Source organism: Paracoccus sediminilitoris, from assembly GCF_003259195.1.
In the GTDB taxonomy this organism is placed as follows: Bacteria; Pseudomonadota; Alphaproteobacteria; order Rhodobacterales; family Rhodobacteraceae; genus Paracoccus; species Paracoccus sediminilitoris.
On record NZ_QJPK01000006.1, the window covers coordinates 226,697 to 249,675 of the forward strand.

24 protein-coding genes are annotated in these 22,979 nt (G+C 66.0%); 14 read left to right on the forward strand and 10 right to left on the reverse strand.

Translation table 11 applies throughout. The features are described 5' to 3' along the window. Nucleotides 1-6: 6 nt before the first annotated feature. From DKT70_RS08870 to DKT70_RS08895, 6 genes are all read right to left on the reverse strand, one after another. Nucleotides 7-1,605, reverse strand: a complete 1,599-nt coding sequence (locus DKT70_RS08870; protein ID WP_111558784.1) for an FGGY-family carbohydrate kinase — start codon at nucleotides 1,603-1,605, stop codon at nucleotides 7-9. A gap of 1 nt (nucleotide 1,606) precedes the next feature. After that, a complete protein-coding gene (locus DKT70_RS08875; protein WP_111558785.1) occupies nucleotides 1,607-2,578 on the reverse strand; it encodes an ABC transporter permease in 972 nt (323 codons plus the stop codon). Beyond that, on the reverse strand, nucleotides 2,568-4,070 hold the full coding sequence (locus DKT70_RS08880; RefSeq protein WP_111558786.1) for a sugar ABC transporter ATP-binding protein: 1,503 nt from the start codon (nucleotides 4,068-4,070) through the stop codon (nucleotides 2,568-2,570). Before DKT70_RS08880 ends, DKT70_RS08875 begins: the two co-directional genes overlap by 11 nt. Before the next feature lie 64 nt (nucleotides 4,071-4,134). After that, nucleotides 4,135-5,064 carry an ABC transporter substrate-binding protein gene (locus DKT70_RS08885; protein WP_111558787.1) on the reverse strand — a complete coding sequence of 310 codons (930 nt, stop codon included), beginning with the start codon at nucleotides 5,062-5,064 and terminating at the stop codon, nucleotides 4,135-4,137. Between the two features lie 96 nt (nucleotides 5,065-5,160). Next, nucleotides 5,161-6,045, reverse strand: a complete 885-nt coding sequence (locus DKT70_RS08890; RefSeq protein WP_111558788.1) for an AraC family transcriptional regulator — start codon at nucleotides 6,043-6,045, stop codon at nucleotides 5,161-5,163. A gap of 277 nt (nucleotides 6,046-6,322) precedes the next feature. Next, a complete protein-coding gene (locus DKT70_RS08895) occupies nucleotides 6,323-6,769 on the reverse strand; it encodes a MarR family winged helix-turn-helix transcriptional regulator (RefSeq protein ID WP_111558830.1) in 447 nt (148 codons plus the stop codon). A gap of 79 nt (nucleotides 6,770-6,848) precedes the next feature. Between DKT70_RS08895 and hmgA the strand changes: the two genes are divergently transcribed. Further along, nucleotides 6,849-8,195: a homogentisate 1,2-dioxygenase gene (gene hmgA, locus DKT70_RS08900; protein WP_111558789.1), complete on the forward strand. Its 1,347-nt coding sequence runs from the start codon at nucleotides 6,849-6,851 to the stop codon at nucleotides 8,193-8,195. After that, nucleotides 8,195-9,439: a fumarylacetoacetase gene (gene fahA, locus DKT70_RS08905; RefSeq protein ID WP_111558790.1), complete on the forward strand. Its 1,245-nt coding sequence runs from the start codon at nucleotides 8,195-8,197 to the stop codon at nucleotides 9,437-9,439. The genes hmgA and fahA overlap by 1 nt, the downstream gene beginning before the upstream one ends. Nucleotide 9,440: 1 nt before the next feature. Here the strand turns inward: fahA and DKT70_RS08910 are convergent, their stop codons facing one another. Beyond that, nucleotides 9,441-9,908 (reverse strand): Lrp/AsnC family transcriptional regulator, encoded by a 468-nt coding sequence (locus tag DKT70_RS08910; RefSeq protein WP_111558791.1) that lies wholly within the window; start codon nucleotides 9,906-9,908, stop codon nucleotides 9,441-9,443. 184 nt (nucleotides 9,909-10,092) lie between these two features. Here DKT70_RS08910 and hppD point away from each other — a divergent pair, with 184 nt between their 5' ends. Beyond that, nucleotides 10,093-11,205 (forward strand): 4-hydroxyphenylpyruvate dioxygenase, encoded by a 1,113-nt coding sequence (gene hppD, locus DKT70_RS08915; RefSeq protein WP_111558792.1) that lies wholly within the window; start codon nucleotides 10,093-10,095, stop codon nucleotides 11,203-11,205. Continuing rightward, complete coding sequence (locus DKT70_RS08920) at nucleotides 11,202-11,567, forward strand: Rieske (2Fe-2S) protein (RefSeq protein ID WP_111558793.1); 366 nt, start codon at nucleotides 11,202-11,204, stop codon at nucleotides 11,565-11,567. Before hppD ends, DKT70_RS08920 begins: the two co-directional genes overlap by 4 nt. Nucleotides 11,568-11,731: 164 nt before the next feature. Here DKT70_RS08920 and DKT70_RS08925 read toward each other — a convergent pair whose 3' ends face one another. After that, the gene (locus DKT70_RS08925; protein ID WP_111558794.1) at nucleotides 11,732-12,358 is read right to left on the reverse strand and encodes an outer membrane protein; all 627 of its coding nucleotides are present in this window, start codon (nucleotides 12,356-12,358) and stop codon (nucleotides 11,732-11,734) included. Nucleotides 12,359-12,500: 142 nt separating this feature from the next. Here DKT70_RS08925 and DKT70_RS08930 point away from each other — a divergent pair, with 142 nt between their 5' ends. The 9 genes from DKT70_RS08930 (at nucleotide 12,501) to DKT70_RS08960 (ending at nucleotide 19,498) form a co-directional block, all read left to right on the forward strand. Continuing rightward, nucleotides 12,501-13,184: a haloacid dehalogenase type II gene (locus tag DKT70_RS08930; protein WP_111558795.1), complete on the forward strand. Its 684-nt coding sequence runs from the start codon at nucleotides 12,501-12,503 to the stop codon at nucleotides 13,182-13,184. Between the two features lie 93 nt (nucleotides 13,185-13,277). Beyond that, nucleotides 13,278-15,428, forward strand: coding sequence for an FAD-dependent oxidoreductase (locus tag DKT70_RS08935; protein WP_111558796.1), 2,151 nt, complete (start codon nucleotides 13,278-13,280; stop codon nucleotides 15,426-15,428). Beyond that, nucleotides 15,425-16,048 carry a CDP-alcohol phosphatidyltransferase family protein gene (locus DKT70_RS08940; protein ID WP_111558797.1) on the forward strand — a complete coding sequence of 208 codons (624 nt, stop codon included), beginning with the start codon at nucleotides 15,425-15,427 and terminating at the stop codon, nucleotides 16,046-16,048. Before DKT70_RS08935 ends, DKT70_RS08940 begins: the two co-directional genes overlap by 4 nt. Next, a complete protein-coding gene (locus DKT70_RS18345; RefSeq protein WP_233490497.1) occupies nucleotides 16,048-16,257 on the forward strand; it encodes a hypothetical protein in 210 nt (69 codons plus the stop codon). Before DKT70_RS08940 ends, DKT70_RS18345 begins: the two co-directional genes overlap by 1 nt. A 111-nt stretch (nucleotides 16,258-16,368) precedes the next feature. Beyond that, nucleotides 16,369-16,839 carry a type 2 periplasmic-binding domain-containing protein gene (locus DKT70_RS18350; protein ID WP_233490498.1) on the forward strand — a complete coding sequence of 157 codons (471 nt, stop codon included), beginning with the start codon at nucleotides 16,369-16,371 and terminating at the stop codon, nucleotides 16,837-16,839. 118 nt (nucleotides 16,840-16,957) lie between these two features. Continuing rightward, nucleotides 16,958-17,152 carry a hypothetical protein gene (locus DKT70_RS18355; RefSeq protein ID WP_233490499.1) on the forward strand — a complete coding sequence of 65 codons (195 nt, stop codon included), beginning with the start codon at nucleotides 16,958-16,960 and terminating at the stop codon, nucleotides 17,150-17,152. 26 nt (nucleotides 17,153-17,178) lie between these two features. Continuing rightward, nucleotides 17,179-18,363 (forward strand): ABC transporter permease, encoded by a 1,185-nt coding sequence (locus DKT70_RS08950; RefSeq protein WP_111558798.1) that lies wholly within the window; start codon nucleotides 17,179-17,181, stop codon nucleotides 18,361-18,363. Nucleotides 18,364-18,514: 151 nt separating this feature from the next. Beyond that, the gene (locus DKT70_RS08955; RefSeq protein WP_146612611.1) at nucleotides 18,515-18,871 is read left to right on the forward strand and encodes a hypothetical protein; all 357 of its coding nucleotides are present in this window, start codon (nucleotides 18,515-18,517) and stop codon (nucleotides 18,869-18,871) included. Between the two features lie 3 nt (nucleotides 18,872-18,874). Then, a complete protein-coding gene (locus DKT70_RS08960; protein ID WP_111558800.1) occupies nucleotides 18,875-19,498 on the forward strand; it encodes an ATP-binding cassette domain-containing protein in 624 nt (207 codons plus the stop codon). On the opposite strand, the gene pobA is transcribed toward DKT70_RS08960, so the two are convergent. Beyond that, nucleotides 19,495-20,664, reverse strand: coding sequence for a 4-hydroxybenzoate 3-monooxygenase (gene pobA, locus DKT70_RS08965; protein ID WP_111558801.1), 1,170 nt, complete (start codon nucleotides 20,662-20,664; stop codon nucleotides 19,495-19,497). The two genes, DKT70_RS08960 and pobA, sit on opposite strands and share 4 nt — an antisense overlap. Before the next feature lie 97 nt (nucleotides 20,665-20,761). On the opposite strand from pobA, the gene DKT70_RS08970 reads away from it, so the two are divergent. Beyond that, on the forward strand, nucleotides 20,762-21,607 hold the full coding sequence (locus DKT70_RS08970; protein WP_158529983.1) for a helix-turn-helix domain-containing protein: 846 nt from the start codon (nucleotides 20,762-20,764) through the stop codon (nucleotides 21,605-21,607). Here the strand turns inward: DKT70_RS08970 and DKT70_RS08975 are convergent. Continuing rightward, nucleotides 21,596-22,979, reverse strand: a 1,384-nt coding sequence (locus DKT70_RS08975; protein ID WP_325048033.1) for a lyase family protein, incomplete at its 5' end; no start/stop codon positions are given. The genes DKT70_RS08970 and DKT70_RS08975 overlap by 12 nt on opposite strands.

Here is a 22,979-nt window from a genome sequence, read left to right on the forward strand (position 1 = left end):
GGGACCTCATGGGATGGGGGGCGTGTCGGCGCGGATCTGGCGCGCCAGGGATTGCAGCTGCAGGAAGGCGCGATGGCGGCTGTCATGCAGGCGGCGCAAATCGCCCCCTGCGGGATGACAGGTGCCCTGCACGCGGGTCATGGCAGACATGGCGGCGTGGATGTCCGGATGAATCCCGCCCGCCACGCTGCCCAGAATGGCCGAACCCAGCAGCACGGCTTCGGGACAGGCGGTCACATCGACGGGCAACCCCGTGGCATCGGCCAGCAGCTGACGGATCAGCGGATGCCGCCCCGCCCCGCCGCTGATGGCGATGCGCGACACGCCCGCACTGTGATCGGCCTGGGTCTGGATGATCTGGCGCAGGCCATAGCCCAGCCCGCAGATCCCCGCGACATAGAGCGACACCAGCGAGGCGATATCGACCTCCATCCCCTGCCCCATGACGACGGCGCGGGCCTGCGGGTCGGCAAAGGGCGCGCGGTTGCCCAGGAATTCGGGCACGACATGCAGGTGGCGCGCCCGAGTCACGGCGTCACCGGCCGTGCCCGCCTGATCGGCCAGCCATTCGGGCAGCGACTGCCCCGCCTCCGCCGCTGCGGCCGATGCCTGGGCGTGGGCCGGATGCATCGCCACAAGGTGGTCGATGGCCGCGCCCGCAACGGATTGCCCGCCCTCGTTCAGCCAGGCGCCGGGCACCATGGCCGAGAAATATGGCCCCCAGACCCCCGGCACGAAGGCCGGTTCGCGCGTCGTCGTCATCGTGCAGGACGACGTCCCGAAAACATAGCCAAGCGAGGCGAAGGGATCGCCCGCCCCGACGGTGCCGATCCCGCCCGCATGGGCATCGATCAGCCCCGCCGCGACCGCGATCCCGGCGGGCAGTCCCATGGCGCGGGCGGCGTCGGGCGTCAGCCCGTCCCCAAGCGCGGTGCCGGGTTCCACGACCTGCGTGCCGATGCGCGTAAACCCTTCATCCGCCAGGACGCCCAGGCCGATGGCGTGGAAATAATCGGCGTCCCACCGGCCTTCATGGGCCAGATAGGTCCATTTGCAGGTCACCGTGCAGGTGGACCGCGCCTTGCTGCCCGTGGCCTTCCAGGTCAGAAAATCCGTCAGGTCGAAGAAATCCCGCGCCGCGTCAAAGACCTGAGGGCGGTTTTCCTTCAGCCACAACAGCTTCGGCGTCTCCATCTCGGGGGAAATTCGTCCGCCGACATATTTCAGCACCTGATGATCGCCGGCATTGATGCGCGCGGCCTGTTCGACGGCGCGGTGATCCATCCAGACGATGATGTCGCGGTCGGGATGGGCGGGATCGCCGACGCCCAGGGGGCTTTCGCCGCAGACGACCAGCGAACAGGTCGCGTCGAAGCCGATCCCCGCCACGCTGGCCGGATCGATCCCGGCCTGTCCGACCGCCTGCCTGACGGCTTGGCAGACCGCGTCCCAGACCTGCGCGCTGGATTGTTCGGCGATGTCGCCCGTGGGGCGGTGCATCTGGACGGGACGGCTGGCATGGGCCAGCAGTTGCCCCTCCGCATCGAAGACCCCCGCCCTGGCGGAACCGGTGCCCACGTCGATGCCGATCAGATGTCTGGTCATGTCAGCGCCACTCCCGCCCGATATAGATGGCCAACAGGATGATCAGACCCTTGATCACGTCCTGCATGTAGGGGTTGATGCCCATCAGGTTCAGCCCGTTGTTCAGCACGCCCAGCAGGACGGCCCCGATCAGCGTCCCCAGGATCAGGCCGCGCCCGCCCGCGATGGCGGTGCCGCCCAGCACGACGGCGGCGATGGCGTCCAGCTCGAACCCGACGCCGGCATTGGGCTGGCCGCTCATCAACCGGCCGGTCAGCACGATGGCCGCCAGCGATGCCGTCAGGCCGGAAATGGCAAAGACCGCCAGCTTGCCCCGCCCCGTCCGCACACCCGACAGCCGTGCGGCGGTTTCATTGCCGCCGATGGCATAGACGTGGCGACCGAACGGCGTGCGCTGCAGCAGCACCCACGCCAGCGCATAGACAACCAGCATGATGATGACGGGCACCGGCACGACGCCGATGCGCCCGATGCCGAACCACGCCACCCAGGACGGCAGACCGCTGATCGGATAACCGCCCGAATAGATCAGCCCCAGCCCGCGCGCGATGCCCATCATCGCCAGCGTCACGATGATCGCGGGCATGCGCCCCCAGGCGACCAGCGCCCCGTTCACCAGGCCAAGGCCCAGCCCGACCATCAGCGCCGCGGCCAGCGACAGCCCGGCGGGCAGACCCATATTGACCATCAGCCCGGCAGCAACCGTGCCGGCCAGTGCCATGACGGCCCCCACCGACAGGTCGATCCCGCCGGTCAGGATGACGAAGGTCATGCCCACCGCCAGGATGCCCACGACGGACACCTGCCGCAGCACGTTCAGGATGTTGGCCAGCGTGAAGAAGTTGTCGCTGGCAAAGCCCATCAGCACGCAGACCACGACCAGCCCGACCAGCGGCAGGGCCAGCGGGGAATGCAGCAGCCATTCAAGGGCCCTGCCCCTGCGTGACGTGGCGATATCGGCGTCATGCGACATGGTCGACCTTTCCGGTTGTGGCCTCGGTCATGATCCGTTCCGAGGTGATGGCGTCCCCTTCGACCGTCGCGACGATGCCGCCCTGGCGGAAGACGCAGACGCGGTCGGACATCCCGATCACCTCAGGCAGTTCGGACGAGATCATGATGATGGCATAGCCCTGCGCGGTGAAATCGCGCATCAGTTGATAGATTTCGGCCTTGGCACCGACATCGATGCCGCGGGTGGGTTCGTCAAAGATCAGCACGCGCATGTCGTGGTTCAGCCAGCGGGCGATCACCACCTTCTGCTGGTTGCCGCCCGACAGGGTATCGACGCGCGCATGCGGCCCCGGCGCCTTGACGCGGACCTGCTCCATCGCGGTCCGCGTGCAGTCGCGTTCCTTGCGGAAATCGATGAACCAATGCGCCTGCGCGTATTTGCGGTAATTGTTCAGCGATACGTTCTGCAGGATCGAAAAGGGCGTGATCAGCCCCTGTTCCTTGCGGCTTTCGGGCAGCAGGCCGATGCCGCGCACCAATCCGTCGGCCGCATCGCGCAGCCGCGTTTCGACCCCGTCGATCCGCAGGCGGCACCGCGCAGCGCCATGTTCGCCCAACATCGACAACACCGTTTCCGTCCGGCCCGACCCGACAAGGCCTGCAAAACCCAGGATCTCGCCCGCGCGCAGGTGAAAGGCGCTGATGGGCCCGCCGCGGCGCAGTTGCAGTTCCGTCACCTCCAGCACCGTGGGGGCCTGCGGGTCGGGGGCGGGTTTGGGGGGAAAGCTGTTTTCGATGCGGCGCCCGACCATCATCTCGACGAGGCCGTCGGTATCGACCTGGCCCACGTCGCGGTCGCCCACATATTCGCCGTCGCGCAGGACGGTGATGCGGTCGCAGATCTCAAAGATCTCGTCCAGGTGATGCGAGATGAAGACGATCGCCACCCCGGCCGCGCGCAATTCGCGCATCACCTTGAACAGATGCGCGGTTTCAGTGGGGGTCAGCGTAGCGGTGGGTTCGTCCAGAACAAGGATGCGCGCGTTCAGCGACAGCGCCTTGGCGATTTCCACGAATTGCTGTTCGGCCACCGACAGCCGCGCGATGGGGATGTCCAGGGGGATGTCGACTTCCAGCCGCTTCAGGATCTGGCGGGCGCGTTCGCGCATGGCGCGCCGGTCCAGAAGGCCCAGGCCGTTGCGAATTTCGCGCGCCAGGAACATGTTCTCGACCGCGGTCAGATAGGGGATCAGGCTGAATTCCTGAAAGACGATGCCGATGCCGGCCCGGATGGCGTCGTCATAGGTGGGAAAGCTGCGTTCCTCTCCGTCGACAAGGATCGTGCCGCTGCTGGGCTGGATGATGCCGCTGACGATCTTCATCAGCGTCGATTTCCCGGCGCCGTTCTCGCCCAAGAGGGCGTGCACCTCGCCCGCGCGGACATGCAGGTCGACGCCGTGCAGGACCTCGATCCGGCCAAAGCTTTTGCGTATTCCCCTCAGTTCAAGCATAGCGCCTCCGGTCAGGTGGTGGCCGCACCCCCATGAGGGGGCGCGGCCGGATGCGGGTTTCGGCTTACCAGCTGAAATCGGCGGCGTTTTCGGCATCGACCGTGCGCACGTCGATCGGCACCTCGGTAGGGACCACGCGGGCACCCCAGTATTGGGCCAGCGCCATGCCCAGGCCCACGCGGACCTGGTCGCGCGGGAATTGCGCGGTGGTCTGGATGAAGGCCGTGCCGTCGGCGATGGCCTTGACGGCCTCGGGGGCGCCATCGACCGAGGTCAGCTTGATGTCGCGCCCCGACCCCTGGATCGCGGCCAGTGCACCCATCGCGCCCCCGTCATTGACCGAAAAGATGCCGGCCAGGTCGGGATGCGACTGGATCATGTTTTCCACGACCCCCAATGCGACGGACCGGTCCTGACGGCCGTTCTGGGTGTCGACCAGGGTGATGCCCTCATGTTCGTCCAGCGCAGCCTTGCAGCCTTCGACCCGTTCCAGGATCGGAACGACCGGAATGCCGTCCAGAATGGCGACCTCGCCCTGCCCACCCAGAGCGTCGGCCAGATAGCTGCAGGACTGATAGCCCGCATCGCGGTTCTTGGACCCCACGAAGCTGTCGACCGGGCCGCTTGCGTTGGCATCGACGGCGACGACGATCACGCCGCGATCCTTGGCCATGCGCACGGCCGATTCCACGCCCGCGCTGTCGGTCGGGTTCAACAGCAGAATGTCGATATCCTGCTGCAGCATGTCCTCGACATCAGCGATCTGCTTGGCCACGTCATGGCCCGCATCGGTGACGACGACCTCGGCGCCCAGCTGGGCGGCGGCTTCGTTCAGCGCCTCCTGCATGGAAACGAAATAGGGGTTATTCATCTCCTGGAAGGTCATCCCGATCTTCAGGGGGCCGTCCTTCGGCGCCGCGTCCTGCGCCGTGGCGGCGTGGGCGCCCGCAATGGTCAGTGCCGCGATCGAGGCGGTCTTCAGAAACTGTTTCATGTCATTCCTCCCGTTGGTTTTCTGTGGTCAATCCTCCTCCGGTCGCGGCAGGCGCAAGCGCCGGCCACGGTCGAAGGGAATGGGGCAGGTTTCCTGTCAGCCGGCCATGCGGACCGTCTGGTTGGCCGCAAAGGTCGCCCGGAAATCCGAGGGCGACATCTTCTTCAGCTTCAGGAAATGGCGGTTGAAATTGGACAGGTTCAAAAACCCGACCTCATAGCAGATATCGGCGATGCGGGCCTGCGGGTCCGACAGCAGCATGTGGCAGGCCAGATCGATCCGCATCTGGTTGCGATAGCGGACCAGCGTCGTGCCCGTATGCGCCTTGAACGACCTTGAGAACCCGCTGAGCGTTTGCCCCGTCAGATCCGCCAGCGTCGTTTCGCTGACCTGGTCCAGCAGGTTTTCGCGCAGATGGGCAAGGGCGCGGTTCATGTCGGAATCCTCGGCCCGTTCCGCGTCCAGCACGAAGCTGAGGCTGGCCAGCGTCTGCGACCCCTGGGCATGGGCCAGAATGTCCAGGATCTGGAAGAACAGCCCCAGGCGGCGCACGCCCCGCGCCTTGATCAGGTCGTGCATCAGCGGCCCGACCGCGCGGCTGGTCTGGTCGCAGAACAGGATGCCCCGGCGGCTCCGGTCCAGCAGATGGCGCAGCGTCTCCATTTCCGGAAAGGCGGCGCGGGCGTTGTCGACCAGGCTTTCGGGAAACTGGATGACGGCGGTGCGGCAGGGAATGATGTCGCCGGGGGTGATGTCGCTGATCCAGTTCTGCGGCAGGTTCGGTCCGGTCATGATCAGCTGGCCGGGGCCGAAATTGCCGAAATGATCGCCGATATAGAATTTGCCATGCGTGGCGACGACCAAGTGGATCTCGTATTCGGGGTGATAATGCCAGCGCACCGTGCGGAACGGATAGCCGTGCTTCCAAGCGGCAAAGGATTCACCCTTGCGGATATGCACAAGCTCCAGATCAGGCTGCATTCTCCCCTCCCTTCCGCGCCAGCCCGGCCCGCATCCGCGGTGCCGTCTCCTCCGTGACGCCTTGGTCGTTTGGTATCACGCGGCCACGGTCGCATCCACGAGCAGGCCGGTTTTTTTCTGATACTTTTTTGCGGCCGGCCAAGCGGGTCGGGGATAGAACCGGCCATCATTGCTGCGTTGCAGCGTGAGAGTCGGGACGAAAAGCCTGTTTCAGCCGGGAATGACCTGTACTTTTCAACCCCTGCATGTGCTTTTTGTATCAGCGTTGCCGCAGGACTCAGCCCTGAGGCAGATCCTGTCCCAGTTTCTTCAGGCAGCGCAGCAGAGTGGCATGTTCCTGGGGCGTCAGGCGCGCCGCCAGCGCCCGGTCATGGTCGCGCGCGATCGCCGCCAGATCGGCATAGGCCGCCTGCCCCGCCCGCGTCAGGCACAGGACCGCGCGGCGTCGGTCGCCCTGGTCCGTGTCGCGCGTGACGAAACGCTTGTCCGTCAGCGCGGCGACCGCGCGGCTGATCTTGGTCTTGTGGACCCGCGCCATGTTACCGATCCGGGTGGCATCCATCGGCCCGAACTGACCCAGATGCGCCAGCACGCGCCATTCGGTCCGCAGCATCCCATAGCGGCCCTTGTAGATGCGGGCAAAGCCCTGCCCCACATCCTCAGCGGTATGGTTCAGCAGATAGGGCAGGAAATCCTGCAGCCGGAAGGGATCATCGTCGGACATCGGAAAACCCGTCGCAAGACCGTTGTTGGTTACAAATACAACCATTACCCAGAAAAGGACCCCAGAACAGAGGAACGTCATGGCACCCCAGGACACCATCCCCAACGCGCTGGCCGGAACCGACCCCGCCTATATGCCGGGTTTCAGCAATGATTTCGAAACCGAGGCGCTGCCGGGCGCTCTGCCCCAGGGCATGAACAGCCCGCAAAAGGTCAATTACGGCCTTTACGGCGAACAGCTGTCCGGCACGGCCTTCACCGCGCCCGGGCATCAGAACGAACGGACCTGGTGCTATCGCATCCGGCCCTCGGTCCGGCATCAGGGGCGGTTTTCGCGCATCGCGCTGCCCTTGTGGAAATCGGCACCGAACGTCATCGACGACGTCACCAGCCTGGGCCAGTACCGATGGGACCCTGTGCCCCATTCCGATGACGCGCTGACCTGGCTGACCGGCATGCGCACCATGACCACGGCGGGCGATGTGAACACGCAGACGGGCATGGCGGCCCATGTCTTTCTGGTCACGCAATCGATGCAGGACGCCTATTTCTATTCCGCCGATGGCGAATTGCTGGTCGTGCCGCAGGAGGGTCGGTTGCGTTTCGCCACCGAGCTGGGCGTGCTGGATATCGGTCCGCAGGAAATCGCCATCATCCCGCGCGGCCTGGTCTATCGGGTCGAGCTGCTGGAAGGTCCGGCCCGCGGCTTTGTCTGCGAGAATTACGGCCAGAAATTCACTCTGCCCGGTCGCGGTCCCATCGGCGCCAATTGCATGGCCAACCGGCGCGACTTCAAGACCCCTGTCGCGGCCTTCGAGGACCGCGAGGTGCCCTCGACCCTGACCGTCAAGTGGTGCGGCCAGTTCCACCAATGCGACATCGCCCAAAGCCCGCTGGACGTGGTGGCGTGGCACGGGAACTATGCGCCGGTGAAATACGATCTGCGGACCTATTGCCCCGTGGGGTCGATCCTGTTCGATCACCCCGACCCTTCGATCTATACCGTCCTGACCGCCCCAAGCGGGATCGAGGGCACCGCGAATATCGATTTCGTCCTGTTCCGCGACCGCTGGAACGTGGCCGAAAACACCTTCCGCCCGCCCTGGTACCACAAGAACGTCATGTCCGAACTGATGGGCAACATCCACGGCCAATACGATGCCAAACCCAAGGGCTTTGTCCCCGGCGGGATCAGCCTGCACAACTGCATGCTGCCCCACGGCCCAGACCGCGCCGCCTTTGAGGCCGCCTCGAACGCCGATCTGGCCCCGCAGAAGCTGGAAAACACCATGTCCTTCATGTTCGAAACGCGCTTTCCCCAGCATCTGACCGAATTCGCCGCCCGCGTGGCGCCCCTGCAGGATGATTATGTCGACTGCTGGGACGGGCTGGACAGAAAGTTCGACGGCACGCCGGGGGTCAAGTGATGGGGCTGCTGCCAAGCTGGGTGGCCAGCGCCAATGATCCGCAGACCGACTTTCCGTTGAACAACCTGCCCTATGGGGTGTTTTCGATGGATGGTGGCGAACCCCGCTGCGGGATCGCCATCGGCGACATGATCCTGGATGCCAAGGGCGCCGAAGCCGCCGGACTGACTGGCACGCAGGGGCTGTGCCAGGACGGTGTCTGGAACCCGCTGATGGCGGCGGGGCCGACGGTCTGGGCGCGTTTCCGGCAATCCGTGACCGACCTGCTGGCACGGGGTTCGCCCCATGCCGATACGCTGCGCCCCATGCTGCACCGGGCGGCCGATGCGCAGCTGCACCTGCCGCTGCAGGTGGCCGAGTTCACGGATTTCTATGCCAGCCGCCAGCACGCCACCAATGTCGGAACCATGTTCAGAAGCGCCGAAAAGGCCCTGCCGCCCAACTGGCTGGATATTCCCATCGGCTATAATGGACGCGCCTCGACGGTGGTGGTGTCGGGGACGCCCATCCATCGGCCTAATGGCCAGACCCGGCCCAAGGATGCGCCCGGGCCCGTGTTCGGCCCCAGCAGCCGCCTCGATATCGAACTGGAGGTCGGCACCATCATCGGCACCCCGTCCCGCATGGGACAGCCGGTGACGACCGATCAGGCGCGGCAGATGATCTTTGGTCACGTGCTGTTGAACGACTGGTCGGCGCGCGACATCCAGGCCTGGGAATACCAGCCGCTTGGGCCGTTCCAGGCCAAGGCGTTCGCGACGTCGATCAGCCCGTGGATCGTGACGACGGCGGCGCTGGCGCCCTTTGCCGTCCCGACCCCGCCCCGCGATCACGACCTGCTGCCTTATCTGTCGGAAGCCACCCCCGGGCTTTTCGACATCGACCTGTCGGTGACCCTGTCCACGGGCGGCGATCCGCAGGTGATCAGCCGCACCAACATGCGCCACCTTTACTATTCCCCCGCCCAACAGCTGACGCATCACGCATCCTCGGGCTGCGCCATGCGAACCGGGGATCTGCTGGGGACGGGCACGATTTCGGGGGATGATCCGGACAGCCTCGGCTCGCTTCTGGAGCTGACTTGGGGGGGCGAAAGGCCGCTGGAACTGGCCGATGGGCAGACGCGCCGCTTTCTGCAGGACCATGACACCGTCACGCTGGCCGGTCACGCCCAGGGCGTCGGGTATCGGGTAGGGTTCGGCAACTGCACCGGGCGCATCCTGCCCGCCACCGCCTTTCCCTGAGCTAAAGGTGGTTCAGGTCGAAACCGGGATCGTCCTTGACCGTGCGCAGGACGATCTCGGACCGGACCTGGGCCACATGCTCATGCGGCAGCAGATGTTCGTGGATGAACCGCGCAAAGCGTTCCAGATCCAGCGTCCGCAGGTCCAGCACGTAATCGGCATCCCCTGACACCGAAAACGCCGACCGGACCTCGGGGTGCAGCGACAGGAACCGGGCAAAGCTGCGTTCGCTGTCGCCGCCATGGCGGCGCAGGTTCACCCGCACGATCGCACGCAGCCCGAAGCCCAGCTTTTCACCATCCAGCCGCGCGCCATAACCCTGGATCAACCCCGATTCCTCCAGCGCGGCGCGCCGGCGCGAACACTGGGAAGGTGACAAATGCACCAGACCCGACAGTGCCGCGTTGGTCAGTGCCCCGTCCTTCTGCAAGGCCCGTAGGATCGCGATGTCGAATTCATCCAGCGTCATCGGACCTCCGGTTTCCGGCCTTGCCATGCGCACCTGCGGATTTTAACGCGCGGGATGCCTGCAGATTATACTATTTATGCACGATACATGCAGGACGACACCGACGCGACCCCGAATACGCAAACACTATGCAGCCCGTCCGGCGCATGATGGTGCCAAGTTCAGACAACCGGAGGATATTTCGATGGGCCCTTTCCCGCATGACGCCCCCAAAGCCAGCATTTCCGAGGCCAACCCAGCAGGCACCGACGGTTTCGAATTCGTCGAATTTGCCCATCGCGACCCCGCCGTGCTGGACAAGCTGTTCCGTCAGATGGGCTTCGTGCCGGTCGCGAAACACAAGACGCGCGACATCACGCTCTATCGTCAAGGCGACATCAACTATCTTCTGAACGGCGACAAGACCGGGCATGCTGCGCAATTCGTTCAGGAACACGGCCCCTGCGCCCCCGCCATGGCTTGGCGCGTCGTCGATGCCCAACACGCGCTGAAGCGCGCGGTCGATCTGGGCGCGACCGAATATACCGGCGACGGCAAATCGATCGATGCGCCGGCGGTCTATGGCATCGGGGGGTCGCTGCTGTACTTCATCGACACCTATGCCGACCGGGGCAGCGCCTATGAGGCCGATTTCGACTGGATCGATGCCGTCGATCCCCGCCCCGAGGGGTTTGGCTTCTATTACCTGGATCACCTGACCCATAACGTGATCCGCGGCAACATGGACACTTGGTACAGTTTCTACGCCAAGACGTTCAATTTCAAGGAAATTCGCTTCTTTGACATCAAGGGCAAGCAGACGGGGCTGACCAGCCGTGCGCTGACATCGCCCGATGGCAAGATCCGCATCCCGATCAACGAAAGCGCCGACGACAACAGCCAGATCGAGGAATACCTGCGCGAATACAAGGGCGAAGGCATCCAGCACATCGCCATCGCCAGCGACGACATCTATGGCGGCACCGACAAGATCGCCGATGCCGGAATGGACTTCATGCCCGGCCCCCCCGCCACCTATTACGAGATGAGCCGCGCCCGCGTGACGGACCACGAGGAACCATTGGACCGCATGCAGAAGCGCGGCATTCTGATCGATGGCGAAGGTGTGGTCGGGGGCGGCCAGACCCGCATCCTGCTGCAGATCTTTTCCAAGACGGTGATCGGACCGATCTTCTTCGAATTCATCCAGCGCAAGGGCGATGACGGATTTGGCGAAGGCAACTTCCGCGCCCTCTTCGAATCGATCGAGGAGGACCAGGTCCGCCGCGGCGTCCTGAAGGCCGAACCCGCCGAATGATCTGGACCGACCTGTCCTCGGCCCCCGCCCCCGGTACGCCGGTGGCGGGGGTGTCCAGCCTGTCGGGCGCACAGGCGGTGACGGTCACCACCGGTGCGGGGGACTTCCCCTTGCTGCTGGTCGTGACGGATGCAGGCATCCGTGGCTATGTAAATGCCTGCCCGCATCAGTTCCTGCCCCTGGATTACCGCAGCCCCCGCCTGCTGTCCCAGGACGGCACAAGGCTGATGTGCAGCGTCCATGGCGCAATGTTCGACGCCGAAACCGGAGAGGGCGTCGCGGGCGAAGGCATCGGGTGCCGGTTGTCACCCGTGCCCCTGCAGATCAGGGACGGCCAGATCGTGATCGGCGAAGCGGGCTGAGACGCGTTCGGTCGCCCTGATCGGCCACGGAGGCTGGCGCGTAACGTTGGCTCCGTGGATCGAACGGCTTCGGAACAGTTGCATCAGGCCGCTGGTCCACCAATGATCGTGACCCCGGCGATTGTCCCTGAAAAACGGCTGGCCAAATGGGGCTCCGGCCCCCGTCAGAACCGAAAACTGGCCCCCAGACGAAGATCCTTGCGGGACAGGTCCAGCTGCCCGCCCGAGCCGGGAATCGGGTCGAAATCGGTCTGCGAATATTCCGCGAATGTCGACAGATGCGGGGTCACGCGATGTTCGACCCCCAGGCCCAGGCTGTTGCCTTCGATGTCGCCCTCTGCCTCAGCCGTGCCCGTCATGCGGAACCGTGCCACGTCCTGCCCGGCCAGCGCATAGGGCAACCAGTCCCCCGCCACATAGCCGATCCGTCCGACGACACGCCTGTTGCGCGACAGGCTGACATCGGGGTTCTGCAGGATCTGGCCGATCCGCGCATCATCGGCGCCCGCGCTGGCATGGCCCGCCTGGTATTCGGCCACCAGTCCCAGGACCAAGTTACCGTGCTGCCAGTCGCGCCCGACCCGCAGGCCCAGCGCAGATCCGGAAGGCGCGAACAACCGGTCATCGACGCCTTGGCTGTCCAGCAGATCGCGCAGATTGCCATCCGCCGTCATCTCGGCCCTGCTGGCGACCAATGCGCCGCCGACATGATAACCCGTCCAATCCTCCTGCGCGGCTGCGGGACCTGTTCCCAGCATCAACAGAATAGCGGCCTGATACGCATGTTTCATGGCGGGTCCCGTCCAGTGGCTGATAGCCGTCGCCACTCAGCCTAGGTCAGAAGGGTAAATGGCGGGTTAAGACGGCACGCGGGGAAACCTCCGACCAGCCAGCGCCGTTGCTTTCCCGCACCGCCACCGGAAAGGCCCGACGATGCCCGACAGACCCATCCTTGTCTTCGACGTGAATGAAACGCTGCTGGACCTGGACAGCCTGGCGCCCGTCTTTGAAGACATCTTCGACGACCCTGCTGCGCTGCGCGACTGGTTCGCCCAACTGATCCTCTATTCGCAGACCCTGACGATCAGCGGCATCGACAGCGACTTTCCCAGCCTCGCGGCAGGCACGCTGCGCATGCTGGGTCAGATCCGCAATATACAGATCAGCCAAGCCCAGATTGCCGATCTGGCGGCGGCCATTGCCAGCATGCCGGCCCATGCCGATGCGGCGTCCGCGCTGCAACAGCTGCGTGACGCGGGCTTTCGCATGGTTACCCTGACGAATTCGCCCAAGGGCAGCGGCCCCACCGCGCTTGACCGATCCGGCCTGGCATCGTTCTTTGAAGCGTCGTTCAGCGTCCAGCCCAGCGGCCGCTTCAAGCCTGCGCCGCAAACCTATCGGCTGGTGTGCGATGGTTTGGGGGTCGAACCGCGGGATCTTTGTCTTGTGGCCTGCCATGTCTGGGACACGATCGGCCTGCAGGCGATGGGCGGCAAGGGCGCGCTGGTCACGCATGGGGTGAACGCACCCTTGCATGTGACCGGTGTGCCGGTCCCGGATCTGGTGGCCCCCACCCTGACGCAGCTGTCCCGCGACATCATGGCGGCCTGGGCATGACGGCGGCTGTTCGTTTTCCCCCGCAAAACCTGTAACAAAGAAAGGGCGCCGGACGTAACGCAACCAAAGACATCGAAACAGCAAGGCAGACCCATGACCCGCCCCCTGATCTTTGCCCTGCTGGTGCTGGTTGCCGTGGCGGGCTTTCTGGCCATCCCCGACCATCTGACCACGCTGGAAGGCATTCGCGACCAACTGGCCCGCATCGAAGGGTTCCGCCTGGACAATCCGGCCCTAGTGGCGGGAACCTTCTTCGCGCTCTACGTGGCGGTGGCGGCCTTGTCGCTGCCGCTGGCGGTCTGGTTGACGCTTGGGGCGGGGGCGCTGTTCGGGTTCTGGCAGGGTCTGGTCATCGTTTCTTTTGCCTCGACCATCGGCGCATCGCTGGCCTTTCTGGCGGCGCGCTATCTGCTGCGGGACTGGGTGCGGGCGCGGTTTCGCGAAAGACTGGACCGGATCGAGGCCGGGATCGTACGCGACGGTGCATTCTACCTGTTCTCGCTGCGGCTGATCCCGGTCCTGCCCTTCTTTGCCGTCAACCTGCTGATGGGCCTGACGCCCATGCCGCTGCTGCGCTTTGCCTGGGTCAGCCAGGTTGGCATGCTGGCGGGTACGGCGGTCTTCGTGAACGCGGGCACGCAGTTGGCCCAGCTGGACAGCATTTCGGGCATCCTGTCGCCCGCCGTCATCGCGTCCTTTGCGGTGCTGGCGGCCTTTCCCTGGATCGCACGGGCGGTCATGGGCATCATCCGACGCCGGCGCGTCTATGCCGGTTGGACGCGGCCCGCGACATTTGACCGGAACCTGGTCGTCATCGGGGCCGGATCGGCGGGGCTGGTCACCGCTTATATCGCCGCGGCCACCAAGGCGCGCGTCACCCTGGTCGAGGCAGGCCCGATGGGCGGCGATTGCCTGAACACCGGCTGCGTGCCGTCGAAGACGCTGATCGCCAGCGCCCAAGTCGCCAAGGCCGTGCGCGACGCGGACCGGTATGGCATCGCCCCCGTTGCCCCGCAGGTCGATTTCCGCGCTGTCATGGCCCGCATTCACGCGGCCATTGCCAGGATCGCCCCCCATGACAGCATCGAACGCTATGAGAGCCTGGGGGTCGAAGTCCTTCAGGGCCGCGCCCGTCTGGTCGACCCCTTCACCGTCCAGATCGACCTGAACGCGGGCGGCACGCGCCGGCTGACCAGCCGCGCCATCGTCATCGCCACCGGCGCGCATCCGACCATGCCGCCCATTCCGGGGCTGGCCGATTGTGGCGCGCTGACATCCGAAACGATGTGGAACGCCCTGTCGGATCGCGACCAGGTGCCCGCCCGCATCGCCATTCTGGGCGGCGGACCGATCGGGACCGAACTGGCCCAAGCCTTCGCCCGGCTTGGTGCCGAGGTCGCCCAGATCGAGGCTGGCCCCCGCATCCTGCCGCGCGAGGACTCCGAGGTGTCCGATCTGATCGCGGAGACTCTGCGCGACGATGGCGTCCAGATCCTGACTGGCCACAAGGCGATCCACGCAGGCCGGGACGACACCGGGCGCTGGCTGCAACTGGACCATGACAGCCACATGCGCCGCATCATGGTGGACGAAATCATCGTTGCCGTCGGCCGTACCCCGAACCTGTCGGGGCTGGGGTTGGAGGAGTTGGGCATCCCGACCGACCGGACCGTGCAGACGAACCACTACCTCCAGACGATCTTTCCCAACATTCTGGCCGCGGGCGACGTGGCGGGTCCTTGGCAGTTCACCCATACCGCCAGCCACCAGGCCTATTATGCCGCGCTGAACGCGCTTTTCGGCGATATCAGGGCCAGCAAGGTCGACGCCCGCGTCATCCCTTGGGCGACCTTCACGACGCCCGAGGTTGCCCGCGTCGGCATCTCGGAATCCGAGGCGCAGGCGCAGGGCATCGAGGTCACGGTCACCCGCTTTGAGCTGGAAGGGTCGGACCGCGCCATTGCCGACGGCACGACACGGGGCTTCGTCAAGGTGTTGACCCCCAAGGGCAAGGACCGCATCCTGGGCGCGACCATCGTCGGGGCGCATGCGGGCGATCTGATGGCCGAATTCGTGCTGGCGATGAAGCACGGGCTGGGCCTGTCCAAGATCCTTGGCACCATCCACATCTATCCCACCCTGGCCGAGGCCAACAAATCGGTAGCCGGCGCATGGCGGCGTGCCCATGTGAACCCCCGCCTGACCGCCCTGGCCCGCCGCTTTCACGATTGGAGACGCGGATGATCGACGCCCTGATCCTGCCCGCCCAACGCCGTGCCCTGGCCCCGGTGGCCGCTTGGCTGGACGACCGCGACATTCGCGCCGATCAGCTGACGCTTGTGGGTTTCGGCTTTGGACTGGCGGGTTTTGCGGCGGTGATCATGGGCTGGTGGCTGCCTGCCTTGGCGATGATCGGGATGAACCGGTTGATGGACGGCTTGGACGGGGCCGTCGCGCGGCTGCAGGGGCCGACCGATCGCGGAGCTTTTCTGGATATCGCGCTGGATTTCATGTTCTATGCGCTGATCCCGCTTGGCTTTGCGCTGAACGATCCGGTCAATGCCCTGCCCGCCGCCGTGCTGATCGCGGCCTTCGTGGGCACCGGATCGTCCTTTCTGGCCTATGCCGCCATCGCCGCCAAGCGCGGTGACAGCGCCGCCGCTTTTCCCGCCAAGGGCATCTATTACCTGGGCGGCCTGACCGAGGGGTTCGAGACCATCGCCCTTTTCGTCGTCATCTGCCTTTGGCCCACGGCCTTTGCGCCCCTGGCCTATGTCTTTGCCGCCGCCTGCGCGATCACCACCCTGTTGCGGTGGCACATGGGCTGGCGGGCATTTGCACCCAACGACATGGAAAGACACTGATGCGCCGGTCGAAGACCGCCATGATGCTTGCCGCCGGCGCGCTGCTGGCTTTGACCGTCCCTGCCCTTGCAAATTGGGACCAGACCTTGGCTGATGCGCGCGGCCATACCGCCTATTGGAACGCCTGGGGCGGGGATCAGCGCACCAACGACTTCATCGCCTGGGTGGGCGCGCAGACGCAGGACCGCTTTTGCGTCAAAGTCGAATAGGTCAAACTGGCCGCCACCGCCGAGGCCGTGACCCGCATCCTGTCGGAAAAGGCGGCGGAGCGGAACACCAAAGGGTCGGTCGATCTGATCTGAATCAACGGGTCATATTTCTTGGCGATGAATGACCAGGGCCTTCTGGCCGATCCGTTCCTGTCCAACCTGCCGAATGCGCAATACCTGGACCTGTCACCCCACGCCCCCCATGTTCGATTTCACCATCCCACCGAAGGCCGCAAAAGTCCGTGTCGGCTGGCCCGTTTCGTCTTCATCCACGACAGCGAGCGCACCCCGACCCCGCCCCGCGACATGGCCGGTTTCGTCGCATGGGCAGCGGCGCATCCGGGGCGGATGACCCATCCCGATCCGTCGAATTTCATGGGCGCGACCTTTCTGAAACAAGCCCTGGTCGAGATGGCCCCCGACCCCCAGGCCCTGATGCAACCCGTGACCGATCAGGCCTGTGCCCGACAGACCGCCCCCCCGTGGGACTGGTACGACGCCCTGCGACCCAATCTGTGGCGTCAGGGGCAAGCCTTTCCCGAAAACAAATCCATCCAGCAGCAATTGCTGAACGACGGATAACTGGACATCGCAATGTTCTTCGTGCCCGACGCCGGATCGATCGGCAATGTCAGCTTCGTGGCGATCCCCTTCAACGCCGCCCATCCCGAAGGCGCCAAGGTGGTGGCGAACTTCCTTCTTGGACCCGCAGACCCAGGCCCATATGCAGGATATCACCGCGCTGGGGTCGTTTTCGGTTCTTGATCCGGACAGGCTGGACCAGGACGTCTTTGCCGATCTGCCCACCGCCCCGGCGCTGCCCACGCTGCAGGATCTGGGTCCGACCCTGCCCGAACCGCATGCCAGTTGGATGACTCCGCAGACCCAGGAATAGGCCGCGCGACACACCAGATAGGACCATTGCGGCCTGACCGCCTGCTGGCACGGATCGTGCTGGGCGCGGTCCTGATGCTGATCGTGCTGCCGATCCTGGCCGGGGTCTGGCAGACCCTGCGCGCGGCCATGGGCCCGATGCCCACCCTGGGGGCTACGCAGGCGTGGCTCGACGCCTTTCGCGACCTGATGGCCATCCCGGGCCTGCCGCGCGCCGTGCGGATCAGCCTTTGGACGGGGGTGGCAACGACGGCGCTGTCGCTGGTTCTGGCAGCGGGATGTTGCATCCGCTGGCATGACAGCCGCTGGATGCAGCGCCTGCTGGCGCCGGTGCTGGCCGCGCCCCATGCGGCGCTGGCCATCGGGTTAGGGTTCCTGATCGCGCCATCGGGTTGGCTGGCCCGGATCGCGGCGCCGCTGGCCGGGTGGGACCCGCCCCCAGACATCACCAGCGTCAACGACCCCTGGGGGCTGGCGCTGATCCTGGGTCTGACGGCCAAGGAATTCCCCTTCCTGCTGCTGATGATGCTGGCGGGCCTGCGGCAGATCCTTTTGTCGCGCCACCTGCGCAGCGCCCGCGCCCTGGGTCTGCCCGAGGCTCATATCTGGCTGACCCTGATCGCGCCGCAGCTGTGGCCGCTGATCCGGTTGCCCGTGCTGGTGGTGCTGGCCTATTCGATGTTGGTCGTGGATGTCGCGATGATCCTGGGCCCTGCCAATCCGCCGACGCTGGTGGTGATGCTGACGCGGCTTTACGGCGATCCCGACCTGACGCGCCTGCTGCCGGCGGCGGCGGGCAGCGTTCTGCAACTGGGGCTGGTGGTGGTGGCGGGCCTGTGCGTCGCAGCCCTGCAGCGGGCAATGCGAACCTGGGGATCCGATCGGGTGGCGCGGGGACACCGCGTGCCGGGGCTGGCGGCCATCACGCGGATCGCGGGTTTCTGCGGCGCGGTCATGTTGGTGCTGACCATGGCCTTGCTGGCGATGCTGGCGGTGTGGTCGGTGACGTGGCGCTGGTCCTTTCCCGACATCCTGCCCGCCAAGCTGTCATGGCGGTTCTGGGGGCGGGCGGGCCAGATCGCGGCAGGCCCGCTGGCGACCACGCTGGTCGTGGCGCTGGCCAGCACCGTCGCGGCGCTGACCGCCGCCATCGCCTGGCCGAAGGCCGAGGACCGCCGCGCCGCCCCCGTGCCCCCTGGGCCGAGGCGCTGATCTATCTGCCCCTGCTGCTGCCGCAGATCGCGGTTCTTTACAGCCTGAAGATTGCGGCCCTTGGGGCGGGACTGCCGCAAGGGGTGGCGCTGGCAATCTGGGGGCATGCCATCTTCGTCTTTCCCTATGTGATGATCGCGCTGTCGGGCCCGTGGCGCGCCTTGGATTCGCGCCCACCCCAAGGGCCGCGGCCCTTGGGGTGGGCGCGAATCCAAGGCGCATCCTGTGGCGGGTCAAGCTGCCGGTGCTGCTGGTCCTGGTGCCGACGGCCTTCGCCATCGGCATCGCCGTATCGGTCGCGCAATACCTGCCGACGCTGTTTCTGGGGGCGGGCCGCGTGACCACCCTGACGACCGAAACCGTGACGCTGGCATCGGGGTCCGACCGCAGGGTGACGGGGGTGGTGGCAAGCCTTCAGGCGCTGCTGCCGATCCTAACCTATAGGCTGGCCTTCGCCATTCCCGCCATCGCCTATCGAAACCGCCGCGCCATGGGCGCAGAGAGGTGACCCATGCTTGAACTGCGCCGCGTTCAGATCCACCGAAACGACGGGCCCCTGTTCGCGCCCCTGGACATGCAGGTTCCGGCGGGACAGGTGGGGGTGGTGATGGGGCCGTCGGGCGTCGGGAAATCGACGCTGCTGGACGCGATCGGGGGGCATCTGGCGCGCGGTTTCACCATCAGCGGCGATATCGTCCTAGCGGGGATGAACCTGGCCGGACAGGCCCCGCAGACCCGCCGCGTCGGCGTGATCTCTCAGGACCCGGTCCTGTTCCCGCATCTGAACGTCGGGCAGAACCTCTCCTTCGGCATCCCGCGCGGCACCCGCAATCGTCGCGCCCTGGTCGAGGGCGCATTGCGAGACGCAAGGATGGCGGGCATGGCCGACCGCGATCCGACCACGCTGTCGGGCGGGCAGATGGCGCGCGTGGCGCTGATGCGCGGCCTGCTGGCGGAACCCCGTGCCCTGCTGCTGGATGAGCCCTTCGCCAAGCTGGACACCGCCCTGCGATCCGAGATCCGCGACTTTACCCTGTCCCATATCACGCAGACGGGCATCCCGGCACTGCTGGTCACGCACGACCCGCAGGATGCCGCCGCCGGTCCGGTCGTCGTCCTGTCGTCCCCGGCCTAAAGCCCGACCCCGGTATAGCATTCCGCAAACAGCCGCCGCGCGCTGTCGGATGTGGTCAGCGACTGCAATGCCACCTGCTGCATGCGGCGATCAAAGGCGTCATGATCTGGAAAGCGGTGCATCATCGTCGTCACTGACCAGGAAAAGCGCACGGCCTGCCAGACACGCTCCAGCGCCTGCGCCGAATAATCATCCAGCCCGCTGTCGTCACCGTCGCGGTAATGCGCGATCAGCGCCGCTGACAGCAGCCGCACATCCGACAGGGCCAGGTTCAGACCCTTGGCCCCTGTCGGCGGCACGATATGGGCCGCGTCGCCGCACAGGAACAGATGGCCCCACCGCATCGGTTCGCTGACAAAGCTGCGCAGGGGGGCGATGGATTTCTCGATGCTGGGACCGGTGACCAGATCGGCGGCCAAGTCATCGGGCATGCGACGACGAAATTCGTCCCAGAAGGCGTCGTCGGACCAATCCTCGATCCGGTCGGTCAGCGGAACCTGAATGTAATATCGCGACAACATCGGGTTGCGCATCGAGGCCAGCGCAAAGCCGCGCGGATGGTTGGCATAGATCAGCTCGTCGCGCAGTGGCGGCGTTTCGGACAGGATGCCCAGCCAGCCGAAGGGATAGACGCGTTCATAGTCGCGGCGCACATCCTCGGGGATCGCAAGGCGGCTGACCCCGTGAAAACCGTCACAGCCCACGACCATGTCGCAATCAAGCCTGTGGCTGACGCCGCCCTGATCGAAGGTGACATGGGGCGCATCCCCCGTCAGGTCATGCAGCGCGACATTATCCACCTGATGCAGATGCGTGGCCCCGATCCTGTCCTGCGCATCATAAAGATCGCGCGTCACCTCGGTTTGGCCATAGACCATCACGCCTTCCCCGCAGCTTTCGGTGAAATCCACATGGATCATCTGCTGATCATCGGTCAGATAACAGCCGCGATGGGCGTGCCCCTCGGCATGCATCCGCGCGCCCACGCCCGCCTGTTCCAACAGATCGACGGTCCCCGCCTCAAGGATGCCCGCCCGCACGCGACCCAGCACGTAATCCCGGCTTCGACGCTCCAGCACCACCGTCGCGATCCCGGCACGGTTCAGCAATTGCGACAGCAACAGGCCCGAAGGCCCCCCGCCGATGATGGCAACCTGTGTGCGCATGTTCCCCCCATTGCACCGTTCCCTGCGACGCCCAGATTGCGACGGGGACCGGCGGGATTGAATGGACGATGCGGGCAAATCATGGCACAATCCGGACATGCAGACGCGCCCCATTCCCGCCTGGCAGCTCTATGGCGAAAACTCGCCCTTTCCCGACATCCTGCATGTGGAACGCATCCGCGACCGGGCGGCGGGGCTGGACTGGCGCATCAGTCCGCATCGCCACGCGCATCTGGCGCAAATCTTTCTGCTGGCCGGCGGTCACGCGACGATCAACCTGGACGGAGAGATCAGCCAGCCAGCCCTGCCCCTGACGCTGTTCGTCCCGCCGAACCTGGTCCACGGCTTTACCTTCGCCGCCGGGACCGAGGGCTGGGTCCTGACCCTGCCAGTCGAAAGCCACCCGATGATCCTGTCCGCCGATGCCGAGATCGCGCCGATGATCGCGGCCCCCGTGCTGGCCACGCCCGCCCCCGATATGCCCGACCAGGTGACAGCGCTGCATGATGTCTGGCAGGGTCAGGCCCCTTTACGCCACACCCGGCTGCGCGCGATGCTGGCGCAACTGATCTGCGATCTGCTGCAGGATCAAGCGACGAAAAACACAGTCCTGCCCCAGGCCGAGACCCGCCTGCTGCGCTTTGTCGACTTGATCGCCCTGAACCATGCCCGGCATTGGACGCTGGACCGATATGCCGCGCAGATGGGGATGTCGTCGCGCAACCTGGGGCGGCTGTGCCGCGCGCAGACGGGCATGTCGGCCCATGCGCTGATCGAAACCCACCTGATGCGCGAAGCGACGCGCCTGCTGGCCTATACGCGGATGACGGCACAGGCGATCGCCTATCAGCTGGGGTACCAGGACCCCAGCTATTTCAACCGCCGCTTCCGCAAGGTGATGGGCCTGTCACCCGGCGCCTATCGCCAGCAGCTAGAGCGCTAGGACGGTCTGCGCGAAGTCGCGGGCCTCGGACGGGGCCAGGCCCAGCCCCCGCGCGGCCAGCAGACGGGGCCAATCGTGGCCCGGCCATTCGGCCTCTGCCAGGGCGGTCAGCTGGATGTCGTCGCGCGCGGCCTGCCGGCACAGATCCTTGACCTTGGCCGCCGCATCGACACGGTCCAGCCCGATCACCTGGACCAGCGCAAAGCTGAGCGCTTCGGCATGGATGACGCCGTTTCCGGTCTGCAGATCGGCCTGCATGGCGCTGGCATCGGGATGCAGGCGCGACAGCAGGTCACCGGTCAGCGACAGCATGCGGCCCGCGCTGATGCATAGCTGCGGCAGGGTCAGCCATTCGGTGAACCACGCCGCCCCATCACGCTGCTGGCGGTGCAGGCCCGCGCCGGTCATCACTGCCGCCAAGCCCAGCACCTGACGCGCAAGCGCCGCCAGTGCCGCAGCCGCCACCGGGTTCTGTTTCTGCGGCATGGTCGAGGACCCGCCACCCCCGCTGATTGTCACCAGCCCCAGACCCGATTGGGTCATCAGCAGCAGATCCTCGGCCATCTTGCCAAGGCTGGCGGCAAGGGTGGCGATCCAGCCGGCAAGCGTCGCCATGCCGCTGCGGTCGCTGTGCCAGGCATGGCCCGGATCGCGCAGGTCCAGCGCCTTGGCCAGGTCGGCGCGGACCTGCGCGCCCTGATCACCCATGGCCGACAGGGTGCCTGCCGCCCCCGCCAGCGACAGGCGCAGCACGGCGGCGCGCAGGCGGTCCATGTCACGGCGCGCCTCGATCAGCGGCCAGCCCCAGCCAGCAACGACCGCGCCGAAACTGGTGGGCGTGGCCAACTGGCCATAGGTCCGCGCCCCCATCGGCAGATCGGCATGATCACCCGCCATCCGCCCAAGCCCGGCCAGCAGATCGTCAAGCCGCCCCTGCCACAGGTCCAGCACGGGGCGCAGCCGCAGGGCCAGCCCCGTGTCCATGATGTCCTGGCTGGTCGCGCCCCAATGCAGGTATTGCCCATGGGGCGCGGGGATGCGGTCGCGTATCGCCTGCACCAGCGCCGGAACCGGCACGCCGTTCCGCGCCGTGGCGGCGGCCAGCATCGCCGGATCAATCCGCATGTCCGCGCAGGCCGCCGAAATGGCATCGCCCGAGGCAGCGGGGATCATCCCCACCCGGCCCTGCACATCGGCCAACGCGGCCTCGGTCCGGATCATCGCCGCCAGTTCGGCCTGGGCGGTAAAGGCCCCGGCGGTGGCGGCATCCCCGAACAGGTCGGCATAAAGCGGGTTGTCGGCCGGTCCTGTCATTCGACGATGTTCGCCTGCGTTGCGGCCCGGATCTCCTCCTCGGTGACGCCGTCGGCCA

Excerpts from the sequence above, each read along its gene's own strand:
- DKT70_RS08910 (WP_111558791.1), bottom strand. The coding sequence starts at position 9,908 with ATGACGCTGGATGAATTCGACATCGCGATCCTACGGGCCTTGCAGAAG.
- DKT70_RS18345 (WP_233490497.1), top strand. The coding sequence starts at position 16,048 with ATGCGCCGGTCGAAGACCGCCATGATGCTTGCCGCCGGCGCGCTGCTG.
- DKT70_RS08920 (WP_111558793.1), top strand. The coding sequence starts at position 11,202 with ATGATCTGGACCGACCTGTCCTCGGCCCCCGCCCCCGGTACGCCGGTG.
- pobA (WP_111558801.1), bottom strand. The coding sequence starts at position 20,664 with ATGCGCACACAGGTTGCCATCATCGGCGGGGGGCCTTCGGGCCTGTTG.
- DKT70_RS08935 (WP_111558796.1), top strand. The coding sequence starts at position 13,278 with ATGACCCGCCCCCTGATCTTTGCCCTGCTGGTGCTGGTTGCCGTGGCG.
- DKT70_RS08970 (WP_158529983.1), top strand. The coding sequence starts at position 20,762 with ATGCAGACGCGCCCCATTCCCGCCTGGCAGCTCTATGGCGAAAACTCG.
- hmgA (WP_111558789.1), top strand. The coding sequence starts at position 6,849 with ATGGCACCCCAGGACACCATCCCCAACGCGCTGGCCGGAACCGACCCC.
- DKT70_RS08960 (WP_111558800.1), top strand. The coding sequence starts at position 18,875 with ATGCTTGAACTGCGCCGCGTTCAGATCCACCGAAACGACGGGCCCCTG.
- DKT70_RS08880 (WP_111558786.1), bottom strand. The coding sequence starts at position 4,070 with ATGCTTGAACTGAGGGGAATACGCAAAAGCTTTGGCCGGATCGAGGTC.
- DKT70_RS08940 (WP_111558797.1), top strand. The coding sequence starts at position 15,425 with ATGATCGACGCCCTGATCCTGCCCGCCCAACGCCGTGCCCTGGCCCCG.
- DKT70_RS08870 (WP_111558784.1), bottom strand. The coding sequence starts at position 1,605 with ATGACCAGACATCTGATCGGCATCGACGTGGGCACCGGTTCCGCCAGG.
- DKT70_RS08875 (WP_111558785.1), bottom strand. The coding sequence starts at position 2,578 with ATGTCGCATGACGCCGATATCGCCACGTCACGCAGGGGCAGGGCCCTT.
- DKT70_RS08895 (WP_111558830.1), bottom strand. The coding sequence starts at position 6,769 with ATGTCCGACGATGATCCCTTCCGGCTGCAGGATTTCCTGCCCTATCTG.
- DKT70_RS08885 (WP_111558787.1), bottom strand. The coding sequence starts at position 5,064 with ATGAAACAGTTTCTGAAGACCGCCTCGATCGCGGCACTGACCATTGCG.
- DKT70_RS08890 (WP_111558788.1), bottom strand. The coding sequence starts at position 6,045 with ATGCAGCCTGATCTGGAGCTTGTGCATATCCGCAAGGGTGAATCCTTT.
- DKT70_RS08930 (WP_111558795.1), top strand. The coding sequence starts at position 12,501 with ATGCCCGACAGACCCATCCTTGTCTTCGACGTGAATGAAACGCTGCTG.
- DKT70_RS08925 (WP_111558794.1), bottom strand. The coding sequence starts at position 12,358 with ATGAAACATGCGTATCAGGCCGCTATTCTGTTGATGCTGGGAACAGGT.
- fahA (WP_111558790.1), top strand. The coding sequence starts at position 8,195 with ATGGGGCTGCTGCCAAGCTGGGTGGCCAGCGCCAATGATCCGCAGACC.
- hppD (WP_111558792.1), top strand. The coding sequence starts at position 10,093 with ATGGGCCCTTTCCCGCATGACGCCCCCAAAGCCAGCATTTCCGAGGCC.